Here is a 25,196-nt window from a genome sequence, read left to right as displayed (position 1 = left end):
CTTAACCCCAATCAAATGGCTTTCGCAAAAAACAAGAAAGTAATTCAGGACTTCTCCAAAGTCACCATCTCGCTGGCCTCGCCCGAAGCAATTCTGGAGCGCAGCACCGGCGAAGTGGTGAAGCCTGAAACCATCAACTACCGCACCTACAAGCCCGAAATGGGTGGCTTGTTCTGCGAGCGGATTTTCGGTCCGGTGAAGGACTGGGAATGCCACTGCGGTAAGTACAAGCGCATCCGCTACAAAGGCATCATCTGCGACCGTTGCGGCGTGGAGGTGACCGAGAAGAAGGTGCGTCGGGAGCGCATGGGCCACATCGAACTGGTGGTACCCGTGGCTCACATCTGGTATTTCAAGAGCTTGCCGAACAAAATCGGTTACCTGCTGGGCCTGCCCACCAAGAAACTCGACCAGATTATCTATTACGAGCGGTACGTCGTGGTTCAGCCCGGTACGCTGGCTGAAGAAGGCGTGCAAGTGCTCGACTTCCTCACCGAGGACGAATACCTGGACATCATCGATAAGCTCCCCCGCGAGAACCAGATGCTGCCCAATGAGGACCCCAACAAGTTCATCGCCCGCATGGGTGCCGATGCCCTGCACATGCTGCTGGAGCGCATCAACCTGGACGAGTTGAGCTACTCGCTGCGTGACTCCGCTGCCCACGAAACCTCGCAGCAGCGTAAGGCTGAAGCCCTGAAGCGTCTGCGCGTAGTGGAAGCTTTCCGCGACGCCGCTACCCGCATCGAGAACAAGCCTGAGTGGATGGTCATCCGCATGGTGCCGGTGATTCCGCCGGAACTGCGCCCCCTCGTGCCGTTGGACGGTGGCCGTTTCGCCACTTCTGACTTGAACGACCTGTACCGCCGCGTTATCATCCGCAACAACCGCCTCAAGCGCCTGATTGAAATCAAAGCGCCCGAGGTGATTCTGCGCAACGAGAAGCGCATGCTGCAGGAAGCTGTGGACTCGCTGTTCGACAACTCGCGTAAGGTGAATGCCGTGCGCGCCGAAGGCAACCGTGCTCTGAAGTCGCTGTCCGACATGCTGAAAGGCAAGCAGGGCCGCTTCCGTCAGAACCTGCTCGGTAAGCGTGTTGATTACTCGGGCCGTTCGGTAATCGTCGTTGGTCCTGAGCTGAAGCTGCACGAGTGCGGCCTGCCCAAGAACATGGCGGCTGAACTGTTCAAGCCCTTTATCATCCGCAAGCTCATCGAGCGCGGCATTGTGAAAACGGTGAAATCGGCCAAGAAGATTGTTGACCGCAAGGATGCCGTGGTGTGGGACATCCTGGAAAACGTGCTGAAAGGCCACCCGGTGCTCCTCAACCGTGCTCCTACGCTGCACCGCTTGGGCATCCAGGCATTCCAGCCGCGCCTCATCGAGGGCAAGGCTATTCAGCTGCACCCCCTCGTTTGTACGGCCTTCAACGCTGACTTTGACGGTGACCAGATGGCTGTGCACGTGCCCCTCGGCCCGGCCGCTATCCTGGAAGCGTCGATGCTCATGCTGGCTTCGCACAACATCCTGAACCCCGCCAACGGCGCGCCCATCGCGGTACCGTCGCAGGACATGGTTCTGGGCCTGTACTACGTGACCAAAGGCAAGCGCAGCACCGAAAACGAGAAGATTCTGGGCGAAGACCGGATGTTCTACTCGGATGAGGAAGTTGTTATCGCCATCAACGAAGGCCAGCTGTCGAAGCACGCCTTTATTAAGGTGCGTACCAAAGTGCGCGACGAAAACGACGACCTCGTGACCAAGGTGGTTGACACTGTGGCCGGCCGCGTGCTGTTCAACCAGCTCGTGCCCGAGGAAGTAGGCTTCGTGGACGAGCTGCTGACCAAGAAAAAGCTTCAGCAAATCATCTCGCTGGTGTTCAAGCGCACGGGCATGGCCCGCACGGCGCAGTTCCTCGATGACATCAAGACCCTCGGTTTCCAGTCGGCCTACAAAGGCGGTCTGAGCATGGGTCTAGGCGACATCAACATCCCGAAAGAGAAGGACGAGCTGGTGAAGCAGGCGCAAGCCGACGTGGCGGCCGTAACCCAGAACTACCAGATGGGTTTGATTACGGACAACGAGCGTTACAACCAGGTTATCGATATCTGGACGCGCATCAACAACCAGATTACGGAAACGTTGATGGGCCGTCTGGAGAAGGAAAACCAGGGCTTCAACTCCATCTACATGATGATGCACTCGGGAGCCCGTGGCTCGCGCGAGCAGATTCGTCAGCTGGGCGGGATGCGTGGCCTTATGGCCAAGCCTCAGAAGTCGCTGCAAGGCTCGATTGGCGAGATTATCGAAAACCCGATTCTGTCGAACTTCAAAGAAGGCCTCGACGTAATCGAGTACTTCATCTCGACGCACGGTGCCCGTAAAGGTCTGGCTGATACGGCTCTGAAGACGGCTGACGCCGGCTACCTGACCCGGCGTCTGGTGGACGTTTCGCAGGACGTGATTGTGAACGAGCAGGACTGCGGTACGTTGCGTGGCATTGAGACCTTCGCCCTGAAGGACAACGAGGACATCGTGGAGCCGCTGGCTGAGCGTATCCTGGGCCGCGTGACGGTGCACGACATCGTGGACCCGCAAACCAGCGAGGTTATCCTGGCTTCGGGTTCCGAAATCAAGGAAGACATCACCCGTCGTATTGATGCTGCCGGCATTGAGTCGGTGGAGATTCGCTCGGTGCTGACCTGCGAAAGCAAGCGCGGCATCTGCGCCAAGTGCTACGGCCGCAACCTGGCTTCGGGCCGCATGGTGCAGCGGGGCGAGGCCGTAGGTGTTATCGCCGCCCAGTCGATTGGTGAGCCCGGCACGCAGCTGACCCTGCGTACCTTCCACGTAGGTGGTACGGCTTCCAACATTGCGGTGGAATCGAGCATCAAAGCCAAATTCGCTGGTGTGGTTGAATTCGAAGACGTTCGCACCGTGGCTACCACCAACGCCGAAGGCGTGAAGGGTGCCGTGGTGATGGGCCGCTCGGGTGAAATCCGCATCGTGGAGAAAGGCACGGGCCGCGTCTTCACGTCCAACCACGTTCCCTACGGCTCGTTCATGCTGGTAGAGGAAGGCCAGGAAGTGGAAAAAGGCACGGAGCTGAACACCTGGGACCCCTACAACGCCGTTATTCTGGCCGAGTTTGATGGTACGGTGCAGTTTGATGCCATCACCGAAGGCATTACCTACCGCGAGGAATCGGACGAACAGACCGGTCACCGCGAGAAGGTTATCATCGAGTCGAAGGCCAAGGACCAGAACCCGTCCATCATCGTGCGCCCGGGCAAAAAGGGCGATGTCGAAGGCCAGAAAGCTTACAGCATCCCGGTGGGCTCGCACTTGAACGTCGAGAACAACGAGAAAATCACGGCTGGTCACATCCTCGCCAAGATTCCTCGCTCGGTGGGCAAGACCCGCGACATCACCGGTGGTCTGCCGCGTGTAACGGAGCTTTTCGAAGCCCGGAACCCGTCGAACCCCGCTGTGGTATCGGAAATCGACGGCGTAGTAACCTACGGCACCGTGAAGCGTGGCAACCGTGAAATCTTCGTGGAGTCGAAAGACGGCGTGAAGAAAAAATACATGGTGCCGCTGTCGAAGCACATTCTGGTGCAGGACAACGACTTCATCCGCGCCGGCATGCCGCTGTCGGATGGTGCCATCACGCCTTCGGACATCCTGAGCATTCAGGGCCCCGGCGCCGTGCAGGAATACCTCGTGAACGAGATTCAGGAAGTGTACCGCTTGCAGGGTGTGAAAATCAACGACAAGCACATCGAAGTGGTGGTGCGTCAGATGATGCAGAAAGTCGTGATTCTGGATGCCGGTGACACGTCGTTCCTCGAAAACCAGGTGATTGATAAAATCATCTTCATGGCCGAGAACGACATGATTATCGACATGAAAGTGGTGACCGAAGCCGGTGACTCGACCAACCTGAAGCCCGGTCAGATTGTGACGGCTCGTCGCCTCCGCGACGAGAACAGCAGCCTGAAACGCCGCGACCTTGCCCTCGTGCAAGTGCGCGACGCGCAGCCTTCGGTATCGCGTCCCACGCTGCAAGGCATCACGCAGGCCTCGCTGGGCACGGCCTCGTTCATCTCGGCCGCTTCCTTCCAGGAAACGACCAAGGTGCTGAGCGAAGCCGCCATCCGTGGCAAGGCCGACCAGCTGCTGGGCCTGAAGGAGAACGTAATCGTCGGTCACCTCATCCCGGCCGGTACTGGCTTGCGCGAGTACACGCGTCAGGTAGTAGGCTCGAAAGAGGAGATGGAAGCTGCCCAAGCCGCCCAGGCCGCCGAAGCTGCCGTTCCCGCCAAGCGCCCCAGCCGTGCTGGCAAGCGCGAAGTGTCGGCTGAGTAATCAGTCGTAGGTTTGTAATGGAAAAGCCGACTGGGGTGACCCGGTCGGCTTTTTCTTTGCCCTAAAATCTCGCGCTAATGAAACTCCCGTTACTTTTCAGTTTATTCATTCTCTTAACGGGCTGTTCTATGGATTCGAAAAATCCGCCACTCCGAGAAGCTGCTAAATCAAAGTATCAGGTGGGCCAAGTGTGGTCTTACAATACTCGTGCATCGGAGCCCGACGCAAAGCTGACAATAGTCAAAATAGAAGGCCAAGACAGCATTGGTAACATCATTCACGTTTACGTGGATAATGTGAAAGTCAAAACGTCATCGAATCCTGACAAATACAGCGAGACTATTTCGCATATGCCATTTTCTGAAGCAGCTATTGATTCAAGTGTGACTAAGCAAATCGGAACAGTGAAGGAGCTTCCTGATTTTAAAGAAGGCTACGACGAGTGGCGTCAGAGCTTTGATGCTGGCCATGCCGGCGTGTTTTCCATCACCGTTGGGAAAGCAGTCGAATACATGGAAACGACAATGCTGCAAGGGCATGAGGCTAAGGATTAGCCAAAACTTAATTGAAACCTCGTACAAACTACTATGCAACCAACCGACCAAAACCCGGACCCCAACGCCATCAACATCGAGCTTTCCGAAGCCATGGCCGAGGGCGAATACGCCAACCTCGCCATGATTGCGCACAGCAACAGCGAGTTCGTGATTGACTTCATCCGCATGATGCCCGGCCTGCCCAAGGCCAAGGTGAAGGCACGCATCGTCGTCACGCCCGAGCACGCCAAACGCCTGCTGCAAGCCCTCACTGAGAACATTGAGCGGTTTGAAGCCGCCTTCGGTACCATCAAGATGCAGAGCGAAGCCCCCAGCTACCCCATGAACTTCGGCGGCGCGGTAGGGGAGGCGTAAGCTGAACCAGAAGCCCTAGCTGCGAAAGCGCCTCCATTTTTCAGTGGAGGCGCTTTCTATCTTTAATCAGAAGAAGGAAACACTGCCGAAACATGGATAAGAAACGAATTCGTGGCTTAAAGCGACACTTGCGCAACCACCAGAAACGGGCAACAATCCAAGAGCCATTTAATGAGGAGAGGATGCATAAGCTGCATTACGATTATGCGAACCTAGGATTAGCGCCTTGGCGAGTAAACGGCAAGCCTCCGGTTGCTATTCGAAAGTTGTGGGTAAGCCAATTGGTGGCCAATTATAAGGAATGGCACAAGCAAATAGTAACTCGATACGATGACTTCTACCTAGCAGTATGGATTTATGACCCAACCTTCGGCGAGTCTCAAGTAGTAGCCGCAATCCAAGAAAGGATGGACGGTTATGCAGAAATGCATGGAGAGATATTAGACCTGCCACTGCCTGTAGAGTATCGGTCACTGCCTGGCATAAACGACTTACAATGGACTGCTCGAGAATACCTCACGGTCGATTATCCCGAATACTTCGCACAATTGGGCGCTTGGGGAAGAAGGAAACCGCATTGGCCAGTTGTGGATAGCAACGGCGATACACTTATCATCATACAATTGGGCGTCGTGTGGGTCGGCCAGATAGCGCCTTGAAAATTAACATCCTCACTCTGTTTGCTATTGCGCCGGAATACTCTTACCTTTGCAAGCCAAATTTTAGGGGCAAACGGCTCCAAACCAACCATTCTCTAAATGCCAACCATTAACCAACTCGTACGGAAAGGCCGTGAGGCTTTGACTACCAAGTCGAAGTCGCCCGCCCTTGATTCGTGCCCGCAGCGTCGGGGCGTGTGCACCCGTGTGTACACCACCACGCCTAAGAAGCCGAACTCGGCTATGCGCAAAGTGGCCCGTGTGCGCCTTACCAACGGTAAGGAAGTAAACGCATACATCCCCGGTGAAGGCCACAACCTCCAGGAACACAGCATCGTGCTGATTCGTGGCGGCCGGGTAAAAGACTTGCCAGGCGTACGTTACCACATCATCCGTGGCGCCCTGGACACCGCCGGTGTAAGCGGCCGGACCCAGCGTCGTTCGAAGTACGGTGCCAAGCGTCCGAAGCCCGGTCAACCCGCCGCAGCAGCTGGCAAGGGTGGCAAAGGCGCACCCGCTAAAAAGAAATAAATAGAATTAGTAGCGAGTAATAAGTATTGAGTGGCAGGCCAGTCCTGCTGCTCGCTACTCAATACTTACTACTACATACTTACTACTATCATGAGAAAGTCAAAACCGAAGAAGCGCATCTTGCTGCCGGACCCTAAGTACAAGGAGACGCTGGTAACCCGTTTCGTGAACTACATGATGTACGACGGCAAGAAAAACCTGGCGTACACCATCTTCTATGACGCCTGCGACCTCGTGGAGCAGCGCACCAAGGAGAGCGGCCTCGAAATGTGGCGCAAAGCGTTGAACAACGTGATGCCCACCGTGGAAGTAAAAAGCCGCCGCGTAGGTGGTGCCACCTTCCAGGTTCCGATTGAAGTGCGCGCTGACCGCCGCATTTCGGTGGGTGCCAAATGGATGATTCAGTACGCCCGTCGTCGTGGTGAGAAGACCATGAAGGACAAGCTGGCTGGCGAAATCATCGCTGCTGCCAAAGGCGAAGGTGCTGCCGTTAAGAAAAAAGACGACACCCACCGCATGGCTGAGGCCAACAAGGCCTTCTCGCACTTCCGTTTCTAAACCAAGTGCGAATGAACGAATGAGTGAATGAGTGATTTAACCCTAACGGAACCTAATCACTGATTCACTCATTCGCTTATTCACAAACTCACTCATTGTAATAATGGCCGTTAATAAAGACCTCTATTACCTCCGCAACATCGGGATTATGGCGCACATCGACGCCGGTAAAACCACAACGTCGGAGCGTATTCTGTACTACACGGGTAAAACCCACAAAATCGGGGAAGTGCACGACGGTGCCGCCACGATGGACTGGATGGAGCAGGAGCAGGAGCGCGGCATCACGATTACTTCGGCTGCCACCACCACCTTCTGGAACTACCCCACCGACATCAAGGGTGACCCGACTGCTGACACCAAGCAGTACAAAATCAACCTGATTGACACCCCCGGCCACGTTGACTTCACGGTAGAAGTTGAACGTTCGCTGCGCGTGCTCGACGGTGCCGTGGCTCTGTTCTGCGCCGTTTCGGGCGTTGAGCCGCAGTCGGAAACCGTATGGCGTCAGGCTGACAAGTACAAAGTGCCCCGCATCTGCTTCGTCAACAAGATGGACCGTGCTGGTGCTGACTTCTTCAAAGCAGTGAACGAAATCAAGGAGAAACTGGGCGCAAACCCCATTCCCCTGCAGATTCCGATTGGTGCCGAAGAAACCTTCAAAGGCGTAGTTGACCTGCTGACTGGCAAAGCCATCGTGTGGGACGACAAAACCGAAGGCAAGTCGTACGACGAAATCCCCGTTCCCGAGGACCTTGTTGAAACGGTGGCCGAGTGGCGTCAGAAGCTCGTTGAGAGCGTAGCCGAGTACGATGACGCGTTGCTGGAGAAATTCTTCGACAACCCCGATTCCATTACGAAAGAGGAAATGATGGTTGTTATCCGCCAGGCGGTTATCGACATGAAATTCTCGCCCGTACTGTGCGGTTCGGCCTTCAAAAACAAGGGTGTACAAACGATGCTGGATGCCGTTATGGCCTACCTGCCGTCGCCGCTCGACATGCCTGCCATCATCGGTACCAACCCCGAGACCGGCGAGGAAATGGAGCGTCACCCCGACAACTCGGAGCCTTTCACCGCTCTCGCTTTCAAAATTGCTACCGACCCGTTCGTAGGCCGTCTGTGCTTCTTCCGCTGCTACAGCGGCGTGCTGGACTCGGGCTCGTACGTGCTCAACAACCGCACCGGCAAGAAGGAGCGTATCTCGCGCCTCATGCAGATGCACTCCAACAAGCAAAACCCCATCGACAAGATTCAGGCCGGTGACATTGCTGCAGGTGTTGGTTTCAAAGACATCAAAACCGGCGACACGCTTACCGACGAGAAGAACCCCATCGTCCTTGAGTCGATGAGCTTCCCCGAGCCGGTAATCGGTTACGCCATCGAGCCGAAAACGCAGGCCGACGTTGATAAAATGGGCATGGCCATCGCCAAGCTCATCGAGGAAGACCCCACGCTGCGTGTGAACACGGACGAAGAAACCGGTCAGACCATTCTCCGCGGCATGGGCGAATTGCACCTTGAAATCATCATCGACCGCATGCGTCGTGAATTCAAAGTGGAAATCAACCAGGGTGCACCGCAGGTGGCTTACAAGGAGATTCTCACCAAGAAAGTTGACCACCGCGAAACCTACAAGAAGCAGACCGGTGGCCGCGGTAAATTCGGCGACATCGTGTTTGAACTGGGCCCGAAAGAAACCGAGCCGGAGAAACCCGGTCTGGAGTTCGATAACGCCATCGTAGGCGGTGTTATCCCCCGCGAATTCATCCAGCCCATCCAGAAAGGTTTTGAAGAAGCCATGAAGCGTGGTCCGCTGGCCGGCTTCCCGCTCGAAGCCATGAAGGTGCGCCTCTACCACGGTTCGTTCCACGACGTTGACTCGGACGCCCTGTCGTTCGAACTCGCCGCCCGTGACGGTTTCCGTGAGGCTGCCAAGAAGGCCGGCCCGAAATTGCTGGAGCCCATCATGGCCGTTGAGGTGGTTTGCCCCGACGAGTACACGGGGCCCGTAACTGGTGACTTGAACCGTCGTCGTGGTCTGATGAAGGGCATGGACACCAAAGCCGGTGCCCAGGTTATCAAGGCCGATGTTCCGCTGTCGGAACTGTTCGGCTACGTAACCGCACTCCGCACGATTTCGTCGGGTCGTGCTTCGGCTTCGCTCACGTTCTCGCACTACGAGCAAGTGCCCAGCAACCTGGCCGATGCCATTGTTGCCAAAACCAAAGGAGGTAAATAAGCTTTTCTAACGGGGGCAATCGGCCCCCACCAATTCCAATGAACCAGAAAATTCGCATTAAGCTGAAAAGCTACGACCACAACCTCGTAGACAAATCGGCCGAGAAAATCGTGAAAGCTGTGAAGGCCACCGGTGCCATCGTTAGCGGCCCGATTCCTTTGCCGACCCAAAAGGAGAAGTTCACCGTGTTGCGCTCGCCCCACGTGAACAAGAAGAGCCGGGAGCAGTTCCAGCTTTGCACCTACAAGCGCCTCGTCGACATCTTCTCGACCTCGTCGAAGACCGTTGATGCCCTGATGAAGCTGGAATTGCCCAGTGGCGTTGACGTAGAAATCAAAGTCTGAGGCACCGATTTCAGTCTTAATTGAGTTAAAGCCCCACCGCACGAGTTGCGGTGGGGCTTTTTCTTTGGAACTTGCGGGGCCACTACTCATTCTTCATGCTTGCTGTCTTTTCTCTTGCGCGACTACACCGCTCTGCTTTCTTCTTCTGTGCCTGCATTATCATCAGCATTTTCCTAGTCAATTGGCTGCGGGTAGCGCTGGGTATTGCCATGGGAGGGCTGGCGGTGACCAGTGTGGTTTTCGCCGTGGTGCATAAGCGCATTGCAAACCGTGCGCTGTGGCCAGTCTTTGGGAGCATCGCAATGGTCTTTGTGCTGCATTTGCTAGCCGGATTCCATACGCAAGCCGATAATATGGATGAGTATCGGTTTGACTTGGGAATGCAGCTGCCATTTCTGATTCTGCCGCTTTCATTTTGGCTGTTGCCCCCGTTGCCCAGTCGCTACTTACGCTGGTTATGGGGGATTTTTATTGCCATGACGGTGCTGGCAGCTTTTGGTGCCACCATCAACTACTTATTGCATGCACGGGAAATCAACGAGTCCTATATGCACTCCAAAGTGATGCCGACCGAGCCGGACCACATCCGCTTCAGTATCATCATTACCATGGCAATTGCCGCAGCTGTTTTACTGCTGGCCCATCGGGCAATACCACTAGCATGGCGTAGTTGGGTTAAAGCTGCCATTATAGGTCTGGCGTTATTCCTGCACCTGCTAGCCGTGCGCAGTGGGGAAATGACCTTTTATGCATTGGGTGCGATGGCTGTATTCTGGCTGGGCTTTTCTAGGAAGGAGTGGAAAAAAGCGGGCCTTTTAGCAGCAGTACTGGTATTGTTACCCGTGGTGAGCTACCTGGCATTTCCCACTTTCCGCAACAGGGTATACAATACCCAGGAAGATGTGAGCAAAGTTCAGGAGAGTTCTGAAGGGAAGAATTTCTCCATCTCGGCCCGGGTGTATTCTTACCAAGCTGCTCTGGCCGTATGGCGTGATAACAAGCTGGTAGGAGTGGGGAAGCCGAACCTGGAGGGCGAAATAGCCAAACGCTATGCGAAGCTGCACCCGCAACTCACACCGGAATTCTACATTTTGCCTCATAACCAATACCTGTACAACTTAGCGGCTTATGGCACAATTGGGTTGCTTGTATTCTGCCTAAGCCTATTCTATCCGGCTTGGTGGGCGCGCTGCAAGCCTGCGCCGCTGCTTTTAGCACAATATGTCAGCATTGCCATGTCGTTCCTCGTTGAATACACGCTGGAAACGCAGATTGGCCTAGCCTTCGTGGTCTTCTTTCTGCTGCTGGCCCTGCAAGGCTCTCTGCCCAGCGATGACCCAGACCTGACTTGGCGTCCCGCTTAGTAGCAGCCATGTATCCAAGGGAAGGGTAGGAGAAGTGCCATTCTACGGAGCTAACAGCCTCACTGCGAAAATATTTCTGAACACCATTGGGATAGCCCGGGCTTTTTTTCTATCTTTGCACTCCCTTAGCGAAAACGGCACTCGGCCGTTTTCTTTTTGTGTCATTTAATCATTAACAGAATGCCTGGCATTATCGGTAAGAAAATCGGTATGACAAGCCTCTTCACTCCGGACGGGAAGAACATTCCCTGCACGCTCATCGAAGCGGGTCCGTGCGTAGTGACGCAGGTTAAGACTATCGCGAATGACGGTTACACCGCCATTCAAATTGGGTACGGCGAGAAAAAAGAGAAGAACACCACCAAAGCCTTGGTTGGTCACTTCAAAAAAGCCGGTACGACCCCCAAGAAAAAACTGGTTGAATTCCGCCTCGACGCCGAATCGACCTACGCCGCTGGCGCTACCATCGACGCGACTCTCTTCGAAGAGGGCGAGTTTGTGGACGTAGTAGGCACTTCCAAAGGCAAGGGTTTCCAGGGCGTTGTAAAGCGTTACAACTTCCAGGGTGTTGGTGGCCAGACCCACGGCCAGCACAACCGCCTGCGTCACCCCGGTTCTATCGGTGCGTGCTCGTGGCCTTCGCGCGTATTCAAAGGAATGCGCATGGGTGGCCGGATGGGCAACGACCGCGTGAAAGTGCAGAACCTGAAGGTGATGCGCGTAGTAGGCGACAAGAACCTGATTCTGGTGAGCGGCTCGATTCCCGGCGCGAAGAACTCTTACGTGGTAATCGAGAAATAGACTAGTACGATGGAACTCGCAGTATATAACCTCAAAGGCGAAGACACCGGCCGCAAAGTGACCCTGTCTGACGCCATCTTCGGCCTCGAAGTAAACGAGCACGTGATGTACCTGGACGTGAAGCAGTACTTGGCCAACCAGCGCCAGGGTACGCACAAGTCCAAGCAGCGCAACGAAGTGCACGGCACCACGAAGAAGCTCAAGAAACAAAAAGGTACGGGCGGTGCCCGCGCCGGCAGCATGAAGTCGGGTGTGTTCGTTGGTGGTGGCCGCATGTTCGGTCCTCAGCCCCGCGACTACGGCTTCAAGCTGAACAAGAAGACCAAGCGCGTAGCACGCCTCTCGGCTCTGTCGAGCCTAGCCAAAGACGGCAAGATTTCCCTCGTGGAAACCATCTCGCTGGCTGCTCCCCGCACCAAGGACTTCGTTGCCATCCTCGACGGCCTCAAGCTGAACAATGGCAAAAAGACCATGCTCGTGACCGGTGAGGTCAACAAAAACGTGCTCCTGAGCGCCCGCAACCTGCAAAAAGTGAAAGTGTCGACGCCCATCGGCCTCAACACCCACGACCTGCTGAACACGGATACGCTCCTGATTTCGGAAGACGGCATGGCTTCATTGGTTGAACTCTATAGCACCGCCGAATAATGAGCACCCTGAAACGCCCCATCGTTACCGAAAAGGCCACCGGCCTTAACGAGAAAGGTCGCTACACGTTCGAAGTGGAGCGCACCGCCAACAAAGTGCAAATCAAAAAGGACATCGAATCGCTGTACGGCGTGACGGTGACCGAAATCAACACGATGCGCACCATTGGCAAAATGAAGTCGAAAGGCACCAAAGGCGGCCAGGTTTCCGGTCGTCGCGCCCACGGCAAGAAAGCCATTGTGACCGTGAAAGAAGGCGACGTTATCGACTTCTACGGCAACCTCTAGGCCGACCAAGCTTCGCCTCAAATTTTTCGCCGCAAAAGCACAACTAGCTAGTAATGGCACTTAAAAAACTCAGACCAACAACCCCAGGGCAGCGCTTCCGCGTTGCGCCGGCGTTCGACGAGATTACGACGTCGACCCCGGAGAAGTCGCTGATGACTTCCCTCAGCAAAACGGGTGGCCGGAACTCTTCCGGTAAAATGTCCAACCGCTACATCGGCGGTGGTCACAAAACCCAGTACCGCATCGTGGACTTCAAGCGCGACAAAGCCGGTGTTCCGGCCGTCGTGAAGTCCATCGAGTACGACCCCAACCGCACTGCGCGCATCGCCTTGGTAAACTATGCCGATGGTGAGAAGCGTTACATCATCGCTCCCGCCGGCATGACGGTAGGCACGAAGATTGTGTCGGGCCCCGGCGTCGCTCCCGAAGTAGGCAACACCCTGCCGCTGCGCGAGATTCCCCTCGGTACCATCCTCCACAACATCGAGTTGCAGCCCGGCCAGGGCGCAGCAATGGCTCGCTCGGCTGGCACCTACGCCCAAATCGTAGCCCGCGAAGAGAAGTATGCCACGCTGAAATTGCCTTCGGGCGAGATGCGCATGGTGCTCGTTACCTGCATGGCCACCGTTGGTACCGTGTCGAACGGCGACCACATGAACACCGTGATGGGCAAAGCCGGCCGCAACCGCTGGGCTGGTCGTCGTCCGCGCGTTCGTGGTGTGGTAATGAACCCTGTCGACCACCCCATGGGTGGTGGCGAAGGCAAATCGTCGGGTGGTCACCCACGGAGCCGCAACGGTATTTTGGCTAAGGGCCAGAAGACCCGCAACAAGAACAAGTATTCGGAGAACCTGATTGTGAGCCGCAAAGGCAAGAAGTAATATATGGCACGTTCACTCAAAAAAGGGCCGTACATTGACTTCCGGCTGGAAAAGAAAGTCACGGCACTCGAAACGGCTGGTAAGAAATCGGTGGTGAAGACATGGTCGCGCCGCTCGATGATTTCCCCGGATTTCGTTGGCCACACGTTCGCTGTTCACAACGGCAATAAGTTCATCCCGGTGTATGTGACCGAGAACATGGTAGGACACAAGTTGGGCGAATTTGCCCCGACGCGTAACTTCCGTGGTCACGTCGCCAAAAAAGATAAAGGCAAGCGCTAAGATGGAAGCAGTAGCAAAACTCCGCAATGTGCCGACCTCGCCTCGCAAGATGCGTTTGGTGGCCGACCTCGTGCGCGGCAAGAAAGTGACCCAGGCCCTTGGCCTGTTGCGCTTCGAAGCCAACATCGGCGCCGAGAAGATTGAGAAACTGCTCCTGTCGGCCTTGGCCAACTGGCAGCAGCACAACGAAGACGAGCGGATTGAGGACGCAAACCTCTACATCAGCGAAATCTTCGTGGACGAAGGACGCCAGCTGAAGCGCCTGCGCCCCGCCCCCCAGGGCCGTGGCCACCGCATCCGCAAGCGCAGCAACCACGTGACGCTGAAAATCGACACGAAGGTTGAAAAGCTTGGTTCCAAGCACGCCAAGCAAGTTGGCACTACCGAAAACCCTAAGGCCGACGCCAAATCCTAAGTTAATATGGGACAGAAAGTAAATCCGGTTGGCTTCCGCTTGGGAGTTATCAAAGGCTGGGACTCCAACTGGTACGGCGGCAAGGACTTCGCCGAGAAACTGGTGGAGGACGAGAAAATCCGCAAGTACATCAACGCGCGCATTCAGAAAGGTGGCATCAGCCGCATTGTGATTGAGCGCACCCTGAAGCGCATTACCATCACCATCAACACGGCTCGTCCGGGTGTGGTAATCGGTAAAGGCGGCCAGGAAGTTGACAAGATTAAGGACGAGCTGAAGCAAATCACCAGCAAAGACGTTCAAATCAACATCTTCGAAATCAAGCGTCCGGAGTTGGATGCCAAGCTGGTAGGCGAGAGCATCGCCCAGCAGCTGGCCGCTCGTATCTCCTTCCGTCGCGCCATGAAAATGTCGATTCAGGCCGCTATGCGTGTTGGTGCCGAAGGCATCAAGATTCAGTGCGGTGGCCGTCTCGGCGGTGCGGAAATTGCCCGTTCGGAGCAGTACAAAGAGGGTCGTACGCCGCTGCACACGCTGCGCGCCGATATCGACTATGCTTTGTCGGAAGCTCAGACCGTGTATGGCAAAATCGGCATCAAGGTGTGGGTGATGCGCGGTGAGGTGTTCGGCAAGCCCGACCTCTCGCCGAACCAGCAACTCACCAACCCCGGTGGCGGCGAAGGTGGCGGTGGTCGTCGTGACGACCGCGGCCCCCGCGGTGAGCGTCGCGAAGGTGACCGTGGCCCCCGTCGTGACGGTGGTGCCGGTGGCCGTGGCGGCAACGACCGTGGCTCCCGCGGTGGTGCTGGCGACAACGCTGGTCCCCGTCGCAACGGCCCCGCCCAAGGCGGTGGTGCTGCCGGTGGTGCCGCTCGCGGCCCGCGTCGCTAGAACAAAGTCAAGCCATTTCGCTTCGTTTGCCGCTTTCAGGTGAACGAAGCGAAATGTTCGGCTGTTCGCCCCTCTCTTTTAAGAACACTCTTTTTACAATAAACTAAAATGTTACAACCGAAAAGGACCAAGTATCGCAAGATGCAAAAGGGTCGCGTGACAGGCTTGGCCTACCGCGGCAGCTCCATAGACTTCGGTTCGTTCGCCATCAAGTCGCTGGAAGTGTCTTGGATTACGGCTCGCCAAATTGAGGCTGCCCGTATCGCCATGACCCGCGCCATGAAACGCGAAGGGCAAGTATGGATTCGCATTTTCCCCGACAAGCCGATTACCAAGAAGCCCGCTGAGGTGCGCATGGGTAAAGGCAAAGGCTCGCCCGAGTATTGGGTAGCCTGCGTGAAGCCCGGCCAAATCATGTTCGAGTCGGACGGCGTTTCGCTGGAAGTAGCCAAGGAGTCGCTCCGTCTGGCCGCTCAGAAACTGCCGGTGAAAACTTCTTTCGTGGTTCGCCGCGACTACACCGAAGCCGCCTAATTCCGATGAAGAACAAGACCGACCTCAAAGGCCTTTCCGCTGACCAGCTGAAAGAGCAAATCAAATCCGAGCAGGCTCAGGGCCAGCAGCTGCGTTTCGCTCATGCGATTTCGCCCCTGGAAAACCCCGCCCGTCTCAAGGCTAACCGTAAGACTGTCGCCCGTCTGCTCACCGAGCAGAACCGTCGCAAGAGCGAGCAGTCCACTAACTCCGCTCAATAACCGATGGCAACCGACGTAACAACCCAAGACCAAGCCGTAGCTGAAGACTCGCGCAACATGCGCAAGGAAATCACCGGCACGGTAACGAGCTCGAAGATGGACAAGTCCATCACCGTGGCTGTGGTGCAGAAACAAAAGCACCCCAAGTACGGCAAGTTCGTGACCAAAACCACGAAATTCCACGCCCACGACGAGAAAAACGAGTGCGGCGAAGGCGACACGGTGCGCATCATGAGCACCCGTCCGCTGAGCAAGACCAAGCGGTGGCGCCTGGTTGAAATTGTTGAACGCGCTAAATAATCTGAACCGATGATACAGCAAGAATCCCGCCTGACGGTGGCCGACAACAGCGGCGCCAAGGAAGTCCTCTGCATCCGCGTTTTGGGTGGCACGGGCAAGAAATACGCCAGCGTTGGCGACAAGATTGTGGTAGCCATCAAGTCGGCTATCCCTTCGGGCAACGCCAAGAAAGGCACCGTGAGCAAGGCCGTCGTGGTACGTGTGAAGAAGGAAGTGCGCCGCAAAGACGGTTCGTACATCCGCTTCGACGACAACGCCGCCGTGTTGCTCAACAACAACGACGAGCCCCGCGGCACGCGCATCTTCGGCCCAGTGGCCCGCGAGCTGCGTGAGCGTCAGTTCATGAAAATCGTATCCTTAGCCCCCGAAGTACTCTAAGCCATGGCTATCAGAAAAGCAGACCCCGTGCAGCTGCACGTAAAGTCGGGCGATACCGTGAAGGTGATTGCTGGCGACGAAAAGGGCAAAACCGGCGTTATCAAGTCGGTGAACCGGGTGACTCAGCGCGTAACCGTTGAGGGCCTGAACCTGGTGACGAAACACAACAAGCCGAGCGCCAAATCGCCCCAGGGCGGCATCACCAAGATGGAGGCGCCCATGCACGTGAGCAACGTGCAGGCTATCAACCCCACCACCGGTGAGCGGGTGCGCAAAGGCGCCGCAGCGGCTGCAGCTCCGGCTGCCCCTGCCAAAGCCAAGCGTGCCTCTGCCAAAACGGCTTAAGCAGCCCCCACCATCATGGCCCGTCTCAAAGACATTTATAAAAAAGACGTTGTACCCGCGCTCCAGGAGAAATTCCAGTTTAAGAGCATTATGCAGGTACCCCGTATCACCAAAATCTGCATCAACCGCGGCATTGGCGCGGCGGTAGCCGACAAGAAGTTGGTCGACAACGGCGTGGAAGAACTGACGGTTATCACCGGCCAGAAAGCCATCGCCACCATCGCCAAGAAATCGGTGTCGAACTTTAAGCTCCGGGAAGGCATGCCCATCGGTGCGAAAGTGACGCTGCGCGGCGAGAAAATGTACGAGTTCATGGACCGTCTCTTGACGGTAGCCCTGCCCCGCGTACGTGACTTCAAAGGCATCAACGACAAAGGGTTCGATGGCCGTGGCAACTACACGCTCGGTGTGAAGGAGCAAATCATCTTCCCCGAAATCTCGATTGACAAAATCAAAGGCATCTCGGGCATGGACATCACGTTCGTGACCACCGCCGAGAACGACGAGCAGAGCTACGAGCTGCTGAAGGCGTTCGGTATGCCTTTCGCCAACGCTAAAAAAGACGCTTAATCTTCCGAACTCATGGCTAAAGAATCCATCAAAGCACGGGAGCGCAAGCGCATTGCCACCGTGGCCCGCTACGCTGAGAAGCGCAAGGCTCTGAAAGCTGCCGGCGACTACGAAGGTCTCGACAAGCTGCCCAAAAACGCTTCGCCCGTGCGCCTGCATAACCGCGACATGATTGACGGCCGCCCCCGCGGCTACATGCGCAAGTTTGGCATCAGCCGCGTGCGTTTCCGCGAAATGGCGCTCGCCGGGAAAATCCCTGGTGTGACGAAGTCGAGCTGGTAGTATCCAGCACGGATATGTTTACAAAAGAAAAAGCCCTTGCATTGCTATGCTTGGGCTTTTTCTTTTGTCTAATAATCAGTTGTACTGATAAACGTTCTCCTGAAAAACCATCTGCCCCACCTGTGGAAAACCCATTCCCTTTCGACGTAACAAAAGTTACTCCTGTCGAGCTAGAAGAAGAAAATCGCCGCTACTGTATTCAAGCGCCGGTAGGTGAAATTGACGGCTATTATGAGCTATTCGAAGAATACGGCTTTGGTGGCAATGGGCCTTCATGGGTGGAACACATCAGCGCAATACTAGATGAGAAAGACCCACAGGTTTTGGACCATTTAGAATTTGACGAAGAGGGGGACACGTTTTTAGTGTATGCCGATAGCGAGGAGATTGTGAATCGGTTTATGAAAGCCGTTCATCCAGTCTTCGCAAATAAGAAGAGCCTGAAGAAGTATTTGAGTAAAGCAGACCCAGATAATTTTTCAGAATAGGAGTTGAGATATGAAAAGAGGGTTGCTCCATTATTGGGCAACCCTCTTTTGTATTCAGGCTGTATCTCCTGAGCACCCAGCCCCTGCAAGTTTCTTCAGATGCGTGCCGGGCGGGAGAGGAACTCAATCTGCGGCAGTAGCGTATCTAGCGTATCTTTGGATAGATAATAGGCACTAAAACGGCTCGTTCCGTTTAGCCCCCTTCGCCATACTGGCTCATCCGCAAGGTGTCTGCGGCCCCGGTACTTATGGCGGAGGGGGTTTTTCTATGCCACGGCCACGATGTGGTCGTAGAAGTAGTGGCCGCCGGTTTTCTCCTTCACGAGCAGGCGCAAGTGGTAGTCGATGCCATCGATGCGGGCGTGGGCCAGGAAGATGTGGATGCGGAGAACATCAGGTGCATCGGTGGGTTTGCGGGGCAGCAGCTGGTCGTGGTGGGCTTGCGCTAGGGCTTCGGGTATGCCGAGGGTGGCCAGCAGGCGCACTTCTTCCACATCAGCCACGCGGCCGGGCGCCAAGCTGGTGACGGGGTGCCGCCGGCTGTCCTTGTTGAACTCGATGAGGGTATTGGTTTCGACATTGCGCACGGGCTCGCGGAAATGCTCTTTCACCCAGTCGCCTACCTTACGGCGCAGTTCGTTGATGGTGTCGTAAGAGCCGATTTGGGTGCTGGAAATGTCGACCATCGGGTAGAATTGAGGAAAACGAAAGGTAACGCACCAGTATGGTAACGCATCAATTGAGCCTGCCGCCACTCCAAGTTTCTCCAAATGCCCGCCACTCATTTAACGGGGCACTTGAGAAAAAATAAAGTGCCCGTAGAAAGTCCTACGGGCACCAACAGAAAAATGCGGGCCTTCGTAGGAAACCCTACGGGCACCAACAGAAAAATAGGGAGCCCCGTAGGACGTCCTACGGGCATTCACAGAAAAACCTAGGCCTCCGTAGCATTCGCGCCGGGGGCCGCGGCATCGGCGGCGGGCTGGTGCTGGCCGTGGGGCAGCACCGAGAAGTCGAAATAGGTGGCCACGCGCTCCGGGGTACGGTAATAGTGGGCCAGCAGGGCGGTGTAGGCCCCGAAGAGTTCTATCAGCAAATCCGTTTCGTCGGCATCGAGGTCGGAGCTGGCCGACTTCACCAGCTTCTTGCGGGCATCCTGGGTGTTGCGGGCTTCGGCGTATTGTTCGGCCAGGGGCTGGGCGGCTTTGAGCAGGTTCGCTCCATCGGGCACGTCGGCCTTGTGCTCGTTCAGCGTTTTTACGAACCGGGCGAAGGCCGTGCCCATGCTCTTGCGCGAGGCCGAGGAAAACTCGGTGCGCCCGGCCGGAAAGAATTCCTTGAACAGGGCGGGGTTGTCTTCCTCCAGCGCCGCGAAATTCTTCTTATAGGCCCGTTTCATAAACTGCTTGATGAGGCCGAAGACGGTATCGGCCGTCAGGGTTTGGGAGCCGCGCCCGGCGCTAGCCCCGGCCGAAGTCGTCAGGTTTGCATCGAACCCGTCGTAGAGCGGCTGCAGCAGGTCGAGCTGCGGCTGAAACTGCTTGCCATCCTGCTCCAGGGCCTGGATGGTATAGCCGGCAATGGCCTTCAAGTTCTGCCGCGACACCACGAGGTAGAGCAACCAGTTGCGGAATTTGGTGCTGAAAAGCTTGTTGGGGGATTTGGCCATTGGGAATAGGGTAAATAAACCACGGGCATTGTTGCCCGCAGGCGCCTCAATAGTAGGCAGGAAAAGCTGGGGAATAGGGGAGGGGCGTGGCTATATTGTCCTACCGTACTATTTCACTCATCGGTGCGTTAGGGCACTTCCTGTTGCTGCGGCGCTGCCGTGGCTATTGTCTCACCCTCTTCAGCCAGAACCCATGCGGATACCTTTCTTCCAGACCAAACGCGCCACCCCCAATGCAGCGCCCAAGCCGCCCAAAACCAAAACCCGCGAGTGGGCCGACTCACTGATTTTTGCGATTGTGGCCGCCACGCTGCTGCGCTGGTCAGCGGTGGAAGCCTACACCATTCCCTCCGAAAGTATGGAGGGCACGCTGCTGGTGGGCGATTACCTGTTTGTGAGCAAGCTGCATTATGGCCCCATCACACCCCAAACGCCCTTGCAGGTGCCCCTCACGCACCAAACCCTGTGGGAGCACGGCCCGCAGAGCTATTCCGACCTCATTCAACTGCCTACCTACCGCTTCCCGGGGTTCAGCTCGGTGCAGCGCAACGATGTCGTGGTCTTCCACGTGCCGCACGAGCCCCAGCGCCCCGCCGACCTCCGCACCAACCTCATCAAGCGCTGCATCGCAGTAGCCGGCGATACGCTGGAAATCCGCAACGGCCAGGTGTTCCTCAACGGCCAGCCGGGCGCGGTGGCTGGCCTGCCTCAGACCACCTACTTCATGGCCGTGCCCGCGCCCAATGATGAAATCCGCCAAGCCCTGCGCGAGCATGGCGTGGTCGATTACCGCGAGCCCGATGGCATCCCCCAGGTCGTGGCCGACCCGACCACCGGGCAGTCGGGTTTCGTCATCAGCTGCCCCGCTGCGGTGGCCAGCTACTTCCGCCAGCAGCCCTACGTGAAATCCCTTACTGTGCTGCCCTACGAGGTCCAGCTATTCCCCGATGCGGCCGACTTCGATGTCTCCACCGCCGCTAGTGCCGCGCCCAACCATTGGCAGCTCGACCAGTACGGCCCCCTGCCCGTGCCGAAGAAAGGCCAAACCATCACCCTGACGCCGGCCAATGCGGCGGTTTACTACAAAATCGTGTCGCAGTACGAACACAACCAAGGCATCAGCTGGAAGGATGGCATGATTCAGCAAAACGGCCAGCCGCTGACCCGCTACACCATTAAGCAGAACTACTACTTCATGATGGGCGACAACCGCCACAACTCCGAGGACTCCCGCTTCTGGGGTTTCGTACCCGAAGACCACATTGTAGGCAAAGCCGTGTTTGTGTGGCTTTCCCTCAACCCAAACGCGGGGTTGCTGGACAAGGTGAGGTGGAGCCGCCTATTCCGGCCCATCGACTAGCCACCGGCTGCTTGCGCCACCGGTCAGTTAGAAAATGGCGGGAACTGAAATAAACTGGGTTGTTCCGTCATTCGGAACAACCCAGTTTGCCGTTTATAGCCTACGCTGGCAACTGCGCCAGTTTGCCATTTATAACCCATCATGGAATCACCAATCACCACCGGCTGGATAGGCCTGGGCAACATGGGCACGCCCATGGCCCGCCGCCTGCTTGCCGCCGGCCACCCCGTAGTGGCCTACAACCGAAGCCCCGCCAAAACCGAAGCTCTGCGCGCCGAAGGCGCCACCGTCGCCGCCACGCCCGCCGCTGTGCTCGACGCCGCGCAAGTCACCTTCCTCATGGTGTCAGATGACCAAGCCACCAGGGAGCTTTTCACCGGAGAGCACGGCCTGTTGCAGTCGTCGGCCACCGGCAAGCTCATCGTCAACATGAGCACCGTGTCGCCCGGCGTCAGCCAAGAGATGGCTGCGCTAAACCATGCTAAAGGCCACGAGTACCTCGACGCCCCAGTATCTGGTAGCGTGAAGCAGGCCGAAAGCGGCCATCTCGCGATTATGGTCGGCGGCGAAGACGCGGCGTTCCGGCAGGCCGAACCCTTGTTCGCACACCTCGGCAAGCTTGCCCTGCGCGTGGGCCCGATCGGCGCGGGCAACACCGCTAAGCTCGCCATGAACACCCTGCTCGGCTTCCAAGCGCAGGGCCTAGCCGAAGCTGTCGTCTTCGCCCAGCAGCACGGGCTGGAAACGGCTGACCTGCTCAACCTCATCAAGAGCAGCGCCCTGGCCAGCGTCTTCATCAACATCAAGGGGGAAGCCATTCTTAACGAGAACTACCAAGCCGCTTTCGCCCTCAAGCTGCTCGCGAAAGACCTGCGCCTAGCCAAAGCCGAGGGTTACAATACGCCGCTGGCCAACGTGGTTCACCAGACCTTCCAGGAGGCGGAAGCCGCGCACGGTGACGAAGACGTGATTGCCATTCTTAAGCATCTGCAGCAGCAATAGCGCCGCTGCAGATTCGATGTCTTTCGGGCAACAGCCGTTTGGCTTCCAAGAATATTTCTGTCAGGCACTTGCAAAAGCCCCTGAAAGCCTGCTACCTTTGCACACCCAAAACCTGAGGCTTGCCTCAAAAACCATTTGGCAGGTTGCCAAAAGAAACCATTGGCCGGACCGTCGCCGGACGTGCCAAGTAGTCTTAACCCGAAATTTCGTTAGGCGCCATTGGCAGCCGGGCGAAATTTTCTTATCTTTGCGCTCCGAAAAAAGCGGACGTATTTAATTATCAATGAACACTGACCCCATTGCCGACTACCTGACCCGGGTACGCAACGCCATCAAGGCGAACCACCGGGTGGTAGAAATCCCGGCCAGCAACATCAAAAAGGAAATCACGAAAGTGCTGTACCACAAAGGGTACATCCAGTCGTACCGTTTTGATGATTCGTCGGTTCAGGGCACCATCAAAATCGCCCTGAAGTACAACCCGACCACGAAGGCCCCCGCCATCACCAAGCTGCAGCGCGTTTCGACGCCGGGCTTGCGTCAGTACGTGGCCGCCGACAACCTGCCCCGCGTCCTCAGCGGCCTGGGTGTGGCCATCATCTCGACCTCGAAAGGCGTGATGACCGAGAAAGAGTGCAAAACCGAGAACGTGGGCGGCGAGGTGCTGTGCTACGTGTACTAGTCCGGAACCGCTTTAGCAAATTCAATTATGTCACGTATTGGTAAACTGCCGATTTCCGTCCCCGCCGGGGTCGCTATTTCGGTCGACAACAACAACGCGGTGACGGTGAAAGGCCCTAAGGGCTCGCTCACTACGCAAGTAGACCGCGACATCACCGTAGCCGTGGAAGATGGTACCCTCACCGTAACCCGTCCCACCGAGCAGAAGCGCCACAAGGCCATGCACGGCCTCTACCGCTCGCTCATCAACAACATGGTGACCGGTGTTAGCGCTGGTTTCGAGAAGAAACTGGAACTGGTTGGCGTAGGTTACAAAGCCTCGCTCGTAGGCAGCACGCTGGAACTGGCCCTCGGCTACTCGCACAACGTGTACATCGCCCTCCCCGGCGAAGTAACCGCTACGGCCGTTACCGAAAAAGGTAAAAACCCGATTGTTACGCTCAACAGCATCGACAATCAGCTGCTGGGCCAAGTGGCCGCCAAAATTCGTTCGCTGCGCAAAGTGGAGCCCTACAAAGGCAAAGGTGTGCGCTTCGTGGGCGAGATTATCCGTCGCAAAGCTGGTAAAACGGCCTCTAAATAAATTCGCATCATGGCATTTGATAAAGCAACTCGCCGCAAGCGGATTCAGCGCATCATCCGCACGAAAGTGTCCGGCACCTCGGAGCGTCCGCGCCTGTCGGTGTTCCGCAGCAACACGGGCATTTATGCTCAGATTATCGACGACACGACCGGCCGCACCCTGGCTGCCGCTACGTCGAAAAAAGTAACCGCCGAAGGTGGCAATGGCGTGGCCCTGGCCGCTGCCGTAGGCCGTCAGGTAGCCGCGGTTGCTCTGGAGAAAGGCATCACGAAAGTGGTGTTCGACCGCTCGGGTTACCTCTACCACGGTCGCGTAAAATCATTGGCTGAAGGTGCTCGCGAAGGCGGCCTCAATTTCTAAACTATCATGGCGCAAGAACGCGACAACAATCGTCCTGGCGGAGACCGTCAGCGCAGCAACGACCGCGACCGGAACAAGGACAACTCCCGCATGGGTGCTGACTCCGACTTCAAAGAAAAAGTAGTAGCCATCAACCGCGTAGCGAAGGTGGTGAAAGGCGGTCGCCGCTTTAGCTTCTCTGCCATCGTGGTAGTAGGCGACGGCAACGGCAACGTAGGCTACGGCCTCGGCAAAGCCAACGAAGTAACCGACGCCATTGCCAAAGGCATTGACGACGCCAAGAAGAACGTGGTGAAAGTGCCGATGTACAAGCACACCGTTCCCCACCTCATGGAAGGCCGCTACGGCGGTGGTTTTGTGCTCATCCAGCCGGCTGCTGCCGGTACGGGTGTAATCGCCGGCGGTGCTATGCGCGCCGTGTTCGAGAGCGCCGGTATTAAGGATGTGCTGGCGAAGTCGAAAGGCTCGTCGAACCCTCACAACGTGGTTAAAGCTACGTTTGCAGCCCTCGCCAAAATGCGCGACCCGTTGCAAATCGCTCAAGCCCGTGGTATTTCTTTGGCCCGCGTTTTTAACGGTTAATTGACATGGCACAAATTCAAGTAAAGCTCGTGCGCAGCGCCATTGACCGCCCCGAGCGTCAGAAGCGTACCGTTCAGTCCCTCGGCCTGAACAAACTCAACAGCACTGCTACCCACGAATCGAACCCGTCCATCCTGGGCATGGTGAAGAGCGTGCAGCACCTGCTCCAAGTAACCGAACTGTAAGACTATTATCGTCATGCTCAATCTCAGCAATCTATCGCCCGCCTACGGCTCGACTAAAAACGAGAAGCGGATTGGCCGGGGCGAAGGCTCCACGCGCGGTGGCACGTCGACCCGTGGTCATAAAGGTGCCAAGTCGCGTTCGGGCTACAAGCGCAAGTCCGGCTTTGAAGGTGGCCAGATGCCCCTCCAGCGCCGTGTTCCCAAGTTCGGCTTCACGAACATCAACCGCGTCGAGTACAAAGCCATCAACCTCGATGTGCTCGCTGGCCTTCTCGAGAAGAACAGCGCCACCACCCTGGATGCCGCTTACTTCGTGGCCGCCGGTCTGGTTTCGAAAAACGCCAAAATCAAAGTTCTCGGCCGCGGCGAAATCGCCACTGCTGTTGAAGTTCATGCTCACGCCTTCTCGAAATCGGCTATTGAGGCCATCGAGAAAGCTGGCGGCAAAGCGGTAACGCTCTAATAGCTACCTTC

General features: G+C 56.5%; 34 protein-coding genes. 32 read left to right on the top strand and 2 right to left on the bottom strand.

Annotated features, from left to right (window positions below):
• Window positions 1-15: 15 nt before the first annotated feature.
• The 24 genes from rpoC to ACYU7Q_RS10435 all read left to right on the top strand — a co-directional run bounded on the left by rpoC (window position 16) and on the right by ACYU7Q_RS10435 (window position 18,300).
• Entirely contained in the window at window positions 16-4,368 is a 4,353-nt protein-coding gene (rpoC, locus tag ACYU7Q_RS10550; RefSeq protein WP_460609394.1) for a DNA-directed RNA polymerase subunit beta', read from the top strand.
• A gap of 77 nt (window positions 4,369-4,445) precedes the next feature.
• Complete coding sequence (locus ACYU7Q_RS10545; RefSeq protein WP_460609393.1) at window positions 4,446-4,922, top strand: hypothetical protein; 477 nt, start codon at window positions 4,446-4,448, stop codon at window positions 4,920-4,922.
• Window positions 4,923-4,955: 33 nt separating this feature from the next.
• Window positions 4,956-5,279: a DUF3467 domain-containing protein gene (locus tag ACYU7Q_RS10540; protein WP_046245258.1), complete on the top strand. Its 324-nt coding sequence runs from the start codon at window positions 4,956-4,958 to the stop codon at window positions 5,277-5,279.
• A gap of 92 nt (window positions 5,280-5,371) precedes the next feature.
• Entirely contained in the window at window positions 5,372-5,938 is a 567-nt protein-coding gene (locus ACYU7Q_RS10535) for a hypothetical protein (RefSeq protein WP_460609392.1), read from the top strand.
• Window positions 5,939-6,037: 99 nt separating this feature from the next.
• The gene (rpsL, locus tag ACYU7Q_RS10530) at window positions 6,038-6,469 is read left to right on the top strand and encodes a 30S ribosomal protein S12 (protein ID WP_068191715.1); all 432 of its coding nucleotides are present in this window, start codon (window positions 6,038-6,040) and stop codon (window positions 6,467-6,469) included.
• Between the two features lie 90 nt (window positions 6,470-6,559).
• On the top strand, window positions 6,560-7,027 hold the full coding sequence (rpsG, locus tag ACYU7Q_RS10525) for a 30S ribosomal protein S7 (RefSeq protein WP_035567919.1): 468 nt from the start codon (window positions 6,560-6,562) through the stop codon (window positions 7,025-7,027).
• A gap of 103 nt (window positions 7,028-7,130) precedes the next feature.
• A complete protein-coding gene (gene fusA, locus ACYU7Q_RS10520) occupies window positions 7,131-9,269 on the top strand; it encodes an elongation factor G (RefSeq protein ID WP_460609391.1) in 2,139 nt (712 codons plus the stop codon).
• A 38-nt stretch (window positions 9,270-9,307) separates the two neighbouring features.
• On the top strand, window positions 9,308-9,613 hold the full coding sequence (rpsJ, locus tag ACYU7Q_RS10515) for a 30S ribosomal protein S10 (RefSeq protein ID WP_035567915.1): 306 nt from the start codon (window positions 9,308-9,310) through the stop codon (window positions 9,611-9,613).
• Window positions 9,614-9,708: 95 nt separating this feature from the next.
• Window positions 9,709-10,977 carry an O-antigen ligase family protein gene (locus ACYU7Q_RS10510; protein WP_460609390.1) on the top strand — a complete coding sequence of 423 codons (1,269 nt, stop codon included), beginning with the start codon at window positions 9,709-9,711 and terminating at the stop codon, window positions 10,975-10,977.
• 180 nt (window positions 10,978-11,157) lie between these two features.
• Window positions 11,158-11,778 carry a 50S ribosomal protein L3 gene (gene rplC, locus ACYU7Q_RS10505; protein ID WP_196291005.1) on the top strand — a complete coding sequence of 207 codons (621 nt, stop codon included), beginning with the start codon at window positions 11,158-11,160 and terminating at the stop codon, window positions 11,776-11,778.
• A 9-nt stretch (window positions 11,779-11,787) separates the two neighbouring features.
• Window positions 11,788-12,426 (top strand): 50S ribosomal protein L4, encoded by a 639-nt coding sequence (rplD, locus tag ACYU7Q_RS10500; RefSeq protein ID WP_460609389.1) that lies wholly within the window; start codon window positions 11,788-11,790, stop codon window positions 12,424-12,426.
• A complete protein-coding gene (gene rplW / locus ACYU7Q_RS10495) occupies window positions 12,426-12,713 on the top strand; it encodes a 50S ribosomal protein L23 (RefSeq protein WP_208178125.1) in 288 nt (95 codons plus the stop codon). The genes rplD and rplW overlap by 1 nt, the downstream gene beginning before the upstream one ends.
• A 53-nt stretch (window positions 12,714-12,766) precedes the next feature.
• Complete coding sequence (gene rplB, locus ACYU7Q_RS10490; RefSeq protein ID WP_460609388.1) at window positions 12,767-13,594, top strand: 50S ribosomal protein L2; 828 nt, start codon at window positions 12,767-12,769, stop codon at window positions 13,592-13,594.
• Window positions 13,595-13,597: 3 nt separating this feature from the next.
• A complete protein-coding gene (rpsS, locus tag ACYU7Q_RS10485; protein ID WP_068191730.1) occupies window positions 13,598-13,876 on the top strand; it encodes a 30S ribosomal protein S19 in 279 nt (92 codons plus the stop codon).
• Window position 13,877: 1 nt separating this feature from the next.
• The gene (rplV, locus tag ACYU7Q_RS10480; RefSeq protein WP_460609387.1) at window positions 13,878-14,291 is read left to right on the top strand and encodes a large ribosomal subunit protein uL22; all 414 of its coding nucleotides are present in this window, start codon (window positions 13,878-13,880) and stop codon (window positions 14,289-14,291) included.
• 6 nt (window positions 14,292-14,297) lie between these two features.
• Window positions 14,298-15,182, top strand: a complete 885-nt coding sequence (rpsC, locus tag ACYU7Q_RS10475; RefSeq protein ID WP_460609386.1) for a small ribosomal subunit protein uS3 — start codon at window positions 14,298-14,300, stop codon at window positions 15,180-15,182.
• 108 nt (window positions 15,183-15,290) lie between these two features.
• Window positions 15,291-15,716 carry a 50S ribosomal protein L16 gene (rplP, locus tag ACYU7Q_RS10470; RefSeq protein WP_196286020.1) on the top strand — a complete coding sequence of 142 codons (426 nt, stop codon included), beginning with the start codon at window positions 15,291-15,293 and terminating at the stop codon, window positions 15,714-15,716.
• 5 nt (window positions 15,717-15,721) lie between these two features.
• A complete protein-coding gene (gene rpmC, locus ACYU7Q_RS10465) occupies window positions 15,722-15,937 on the top strand; it encodes a large ribosomal subunit protein uL29 (RefSeq protein WP_460609385.1) in 216 nt (71 codons plus the stop codon).
• 3 nt (window positions 15,938-15,940) lie between these two features.
• Window positions 15,941-16,237 (top strand): 30S ribosomal protein S17, encoded by a 297-nt coding sequence (rpsQ, locus tag ACYU7Q_RS10460; protein ID WP_196286022.1) that lies wholly within the window; start codon window positions 15,941-15,943, stop codon window positions 16,235-16,237.
• 9 nt (window positions 16,238-16,246) lie between these two features.
• Window positions 16,247-16,615 (top strand): 50S ribosomal protein L14, encoded by a 369-nt coding sequence (gene rplN, locus ACYU7Q_RS10455; protein ID WP_035567895.1) that lies wholly within the window; start codon window positions 16,247-16,249, stop codon window positions 16,613-16,615.
• Between the two features lie 3 nt (window positions 16,616-16,618).
• Window positions 16,619-16,960 (top strand): 50S ribosomal protein L24, encoded by a 342-nt coding sequence (gene rplX / locus ACYU7Q_RS10450; RefSeq protein ID WP_201985300.1) that lies wholly within the window; start codon window positions 16,619-16,621, stop codon window positions 16,958-16,960.
• A 15-nt stretch (window positions 16,961-16,975) separates the two neighbouring features.
• Window positions 16,976-17,530: a 50S ribosomal protein L5 gene (gene rplE / locus ACYU7Q_RS10445; RefSeq protein ID WP_201985298.1), complete on the top strand. Its 555-nt coding sequence runs from the start codon at window positions 16,976-16,978 to the stop codon at window positions 17,528-17,530.
• A 12-nt stretch (window positions 17,531-17,542) separates the two neighbouring features.
• Window positions 17,543-17,812: a 30S ribosomal protein S14 gene (gene rpsN, locus ACYU7Q_RS10440; RefSeq protein ID WP_035567891.1), complete on the top strand. Its 270-nt coding sequence runs from the start codon at window positions 17,543-17,545 to the stop codon at window positions 17,810-17,812.
• 14 nt (window positions 17,813-17,826) lie between these two features.
• Window positions 17,827-18,300 carry an Imm51 family immunity protein gene (locus ACYU7Q_RS10435; RefSeq protein WP_460609384.1) on the top strand — a complete coding sequence of 158 codons (474 nt, stop codon included), beginning with the start codon at window positions 17,827-17,829 and terminating at the stop codon, window positions 18,298-18,300.
• A 266-nt stretch (window positions 18,301-18,566) separates the two neighbouring features.
• Here the strand turns inward: ACYU7Q_RS10435 and ACYU7Q_RS10430 are convergent, their stop codons facing one another.
• A complete protein-coding gene (locus ACYU7Q_RS10430; RefSeq protein ID WP_460609383.1) occupies window positions 18,567-18,986 on the bottom strand; it encodes an LPD3 domain-containing protein in 420 nt (139 codons plus the stop codon).
• A 248-nt stretch (window positions 18,987-19,234) separates the two neighbouring features.
• Window positions 19,235-19,969 (bottom strand): hypothetical protein, encoded by a 735-nt coding sequence (locus tag ACYU7Q_RS10425; protein ID WP_460609382.1) that lies wholly within the window; start codon window positions 19,967-19,969, stop codon window positions 19,235-19,237.
• Between the two features lie 193 nt (window positions 19,970-20,162).
• On the opposite strand from ACYU7Q_RS10425, the gene lepB reads away from it, so the two are divergent.
• The 8 genes from lepB to rplO all read left to right on the top strand — a co-directional run bounded on the left by lepB (window position 20,163) and on the right by rplO (window position 25,185).
• Window positions 20,163-21,329: a signal peptidase I gene (gene lepB, locus ACYU7Q_RS10420; protein ID WP_460609381.1), complete on the top strand. Its 1,167-nt coding sequence runs from the start codon at window positions 20,163-20,165 to the stop codon at window positions 21,327-21,329.
• A 141-nt stretch (window positions 21,330-21,470) separates the two neighbouring features.
• Window positions 21,471-22,331: an NAD(P)-dependent oxidoreductase gene (locus ACYU7Q_RS10415; protein WP_460609380.1), complete on the top strand. Its 861-nt coding sequence runs from the start codon at window positions 21,471-21,473 to the stop codon at window positions 22,329-22,331.
• A gap of 283 nt (window positions 22,332-22,614) precedes the next feature.
• Window positions 22,615-23,013, top strand: coding sequence for a 30S ribosomal protein S8 (gene rpsH / locus ACYU7Q_RS10410; protein ID WP_068191741.1), 399 nt, complete (start codon window positions 22,615-22,617; stop codon window positions 23,011-23,013).
• 27 nt (window positions 23,014-23,040) lie between these two features.
• Window positions 23,041-23,595: a 50S ribosomal protein L6 gene (gene rplF, locus ACYU7Q_RS10405; protein ID WP_460609379.1), complete on the top strand. Its 555-nt coding sequence runs from the start codon at window positions 23,041-23,043 to the stop codon at window positions 23,593-23,595.
• A 9-nt stretch (window positions 23,596-23,604) separates the two neighbouring features.
• The gene (gene rplR / locus ACYU7Q_RS10400) at window positions 23,605-23,955 is read left to right on the top strand and encodes a 50S ribosomal protein L18 (protein WP_245115532.1); all 351 of its coding nucleotides are present in this window, start codon (window positions 23,605-23,607) and stop codon (window positions 23,953-23,955) included.
• A 90-nt stretch (window positions 23,956-24,045) separates the two neighbouring features.
• Entirely contained in the window at window positions 24,046-24,537 is a 492-nt protein-coding gene (gene rpsE, locus ACYU7Q_RS10395; RefSeq protein WP_035567955.1) for a 30S ribosomal protein S5, read from the top strand.
• A 5-nt stretch (window positions 24,538-24,542) separates the two neighbouring features.
• A complete protein-coding gene (gene rpmD / locus ACYU7Q_RS10390) occupies window positions 24,543-24,722 on the top strand; it encodes a 50S ribosomal protein L30 (RefSeq protein ID WP_190925707.1) in 180 nt (59 codons plus the stop codon).
• A gap of 13 nt (window positions 24,723-24,735) precedes the next feature.
• A complete protein-coding gene (rplO, locus tag ACYU7Q_RS10385; protein ID WP_201985279.1) occupies window positions 24,736-25,185 on the top strand; it encodes a 50S ribosomal protein L15 in 450 nt (149 codons plus the stop codon).
• Window positions 25,186-25,196 lie beyond the last annotated feature (11 nt).

The organism is Hymenobacter terrigena (genome assembly GCF_054776515.1).
Note: the sequence above shows the minus strand (reverse complement) of the source record. Positions and strands in the feature narration are given on the sequence as shown.

Excerpts from the sequence above, each read along its gene's own strand:
- ACYU7Q_RS10425 (WP_460609382.1), bottom strand. The coding sequence starts at position 19,969 with ATGGCCAAATCCCCCAACAAGCTTTTCAGCACCAAATTCCGCAACTGG.
- rplC (WP_196291005.1), top strand. The coding sequence starts at position 11,158 with ATGCCTGGCATTATCGGTAAGAAAATCGGTATGACAAGCCTCTTCACT.
- rplO (WP_201985279.1), top strand. The coding sequence starts at position 24,736 with ATGCTCAATCTCAGCAATCTATCGCCCGCCTACGGCTCGACTAAAAAC.
- rpsL (WP_068191715.1), top strand. The coding sequence starts at position 6,038 with ATGCCAACCATTAACCAACTCGTACGGAAAGGCCGTGAGGCTTTGACT.
- rpsN (WP_035567891.1), top strand. The coding sequence starts at position 17,543 with ATGGCTAAAGAATCCATCAAAGCACGGGAGCGCAAGCGCATTGCCACC.
- rplB (WP_460609388.1), top strand. The coding sequence starts at position 12,767 with ATGGCACTTAAAAAACTCAGACCAACAACCCCAGGGCAGCGCTTCCGC.
- ACYU7Q_RS10415 (WP_460609380.1), top strand. The coding sequence starts at position 21,471 with ATGGAATCACCAATCACCACCGGCTGGATAGGCCTGGGCAACATGGGC.
- rpsC (WP_460609386.1), top strand. The coding sequence starts at position 14,298 with ATGGGACAGAAAGTAAATCCGGTTGGCTTCCGCTTGGGAGTTATCAAA.
- rpsQ (WP_196286022.1), top strand. The coding sequence starts at position 15,941 with ATGGCAACCGACGTAACAACCCAAGACCAAGCCGTAGCTGAAGACTCG.
- rpsE (WP_035567955.1), top strand. The coding sequence starts at position 24,046 with ATGGGTGCTGACTCCGACTTCAAAGAAAAAGTAGTAGCCATCAACCGC.
- ACYU7Q_RS10545 (WP_460609393.1), top strand. The coding sequence starts at position 4,446 with ATGAAACTCCCGTTACTTTTCAGTTTATTCATTCTCTTAACGGGCTGT.
- rpsH (WP_068191741.1), top strand. The coding sequence starts at position 22,615 with ATGAACACTGACCCCATTGCCGACTACCTGACCCGGGTACGCAACGCC.
- fusA (WP_460609391.1), top strand. The coding sequence starts at position 7,131 with ATGGCCGTTAATAAAGACCTCTATTACCTCCGCAACATCGGGATTATG.
- rplD (WP_460609389.1), top strand. The coding sequence starts at position 11,788 with ATGGAACTCGCAGTATATAACCTCAAAGGCGAAGACACCGGCCGCAAA.
- rpsG (WP_035567919.1), top strand. The coding sequence starts at position 6,560 with ATGAGAAAGTCAAAACCGAAGAAGCGCATCTTGCTGCCGGACCCTAAG.
- rpmC (WP_460609385.1), top strand. The coding sequence starts at position 15,722 with ATGAAGAACAAGACCGACCTCAAAGGCCTTTCCGCTGACCAGCTGAAA.
- ACYU7Q_RS10430 (WP_460609383.1), bottom strand. The coding sequence starts at position 18,986 with ATGGTCGACATTTCCAGCACCCAAATCGGCTCTTACGACACCATCAAC.
- rplR (WP_245115532.1), top strand. The coding sequence starts at position 23,605 with ATGGCATTTGATAAAGCAACTCGCCGCAAGCGGATTCAGCGCATCATC.
- rplV (WP_460609387.1), top strand. The coding sequence starts at position 13,878 with ATGGAAGCAGTAGCAAAACTCCGCAATGTGCCGACCTCGCCTCGCAAG.
- ACYU7Q_RS10535 (WP_460609392.1), top strand. The coding sequence starts at position 5,372 with ATGGATAAGAAACGAATTCGTGGCTTAAAGCGACACTTGCGCAACCAC.
- rplF (WP_460609379.1), top strand. The coding sequence starts at position 23,041 with ATGTCACGTATTGGTAAACTGCCGATTTCCGTCCCCGCCGGGGTCGCT.
- ACYU7Q_RS10435 (WP_460609384.1), top strand. The coding sequence starts at position 17,827 with ATGTTTACAAAAGAAAAAGCCCTTGCATTGCTATGCTTGGGCTTTTTC.
- ACYU7Q_RS10510 (WP_460609390.1), top strand. The coding sequence starts at position 9,709 with ATGCTTGCTGTCTTTTCTCTTGCGCGACTACACCGCTCTGCTTTCTTC.
- ACYU7Q_RS10540 (WP_046245258.1), top strand. The coding sequence starts at position 4,956 with ATGCAACCAACCGACCAAAACCCGGACCCCAACGCCATCAACATCGAG.
- rpoC (WP_460609394.1), top strand. The coding sequence starts at position 16 with ATGGCTTTCGCAAAAAACAAGAAAGTAATTCAGGACTTCTCCAAAGTC.
- rplN (WP_035567895.1), top strand. The coding sequence starts at position 16,247 with ATGATACAGCAAGAATCCCGCCTGACGGTGGCCGACAACAGCGGCGCC.
- rplW (WP_208178125.1), top strand. The coding sequence starts at position 12,426 with ATGAGCACCCTGAAACGCCCCATCGTTACCGAAAAGGCCACCGGCCTT.
- rplX (WP_201985300.1), top strand. The coding sequence starts at position 16,619 with ATGGCTATCAGAAAAGCAGACCCCGTGCAGCTGCACGTAAAGTCGGGC.
- rpmD (WP_190925707.1), top strand. The coding sequence starts at position 24,543 with ATGGCACAAATTCAAGTAAAGCTCGTGCGCAGCGCCATTGACCGCCCC.
- rplP (WP_196286020.1), top strand. The coding sequence starts at position 15,291 with ATGTTACAACCGAAAAGGACCAAGTATCGCAAGATGCAAAAGGGTCGC.
- rpsS (WP_068191730.1), top strand. The coding sequence starts at position 13,598 with ATGGCACGTTCACTCAAAAAAGGGCCGTACATTGACTTCCGGCTGGAA.
- lepB (WP_460609381.1), top strand. The coding sequence starts at position 20,163 with ATGCGGATACCTTTCTTCCAGACCAAACGCGCCACCCCCAATGCAGCG.
- rplE (WP_201985298.1), top strand. The coding sequence starts at position 16,976 with ATGGCCCGTCTCAAAGACATTTATAAAAAAGACGTTGTACCCGCGCTC.
- rpsJ (WP_035567915.1), top strand. The coding sequence starts at position 9,308 with ATGAACCAGAAAATTCGCATTAAGCTGAAAAGCTACGACCACAACCTC.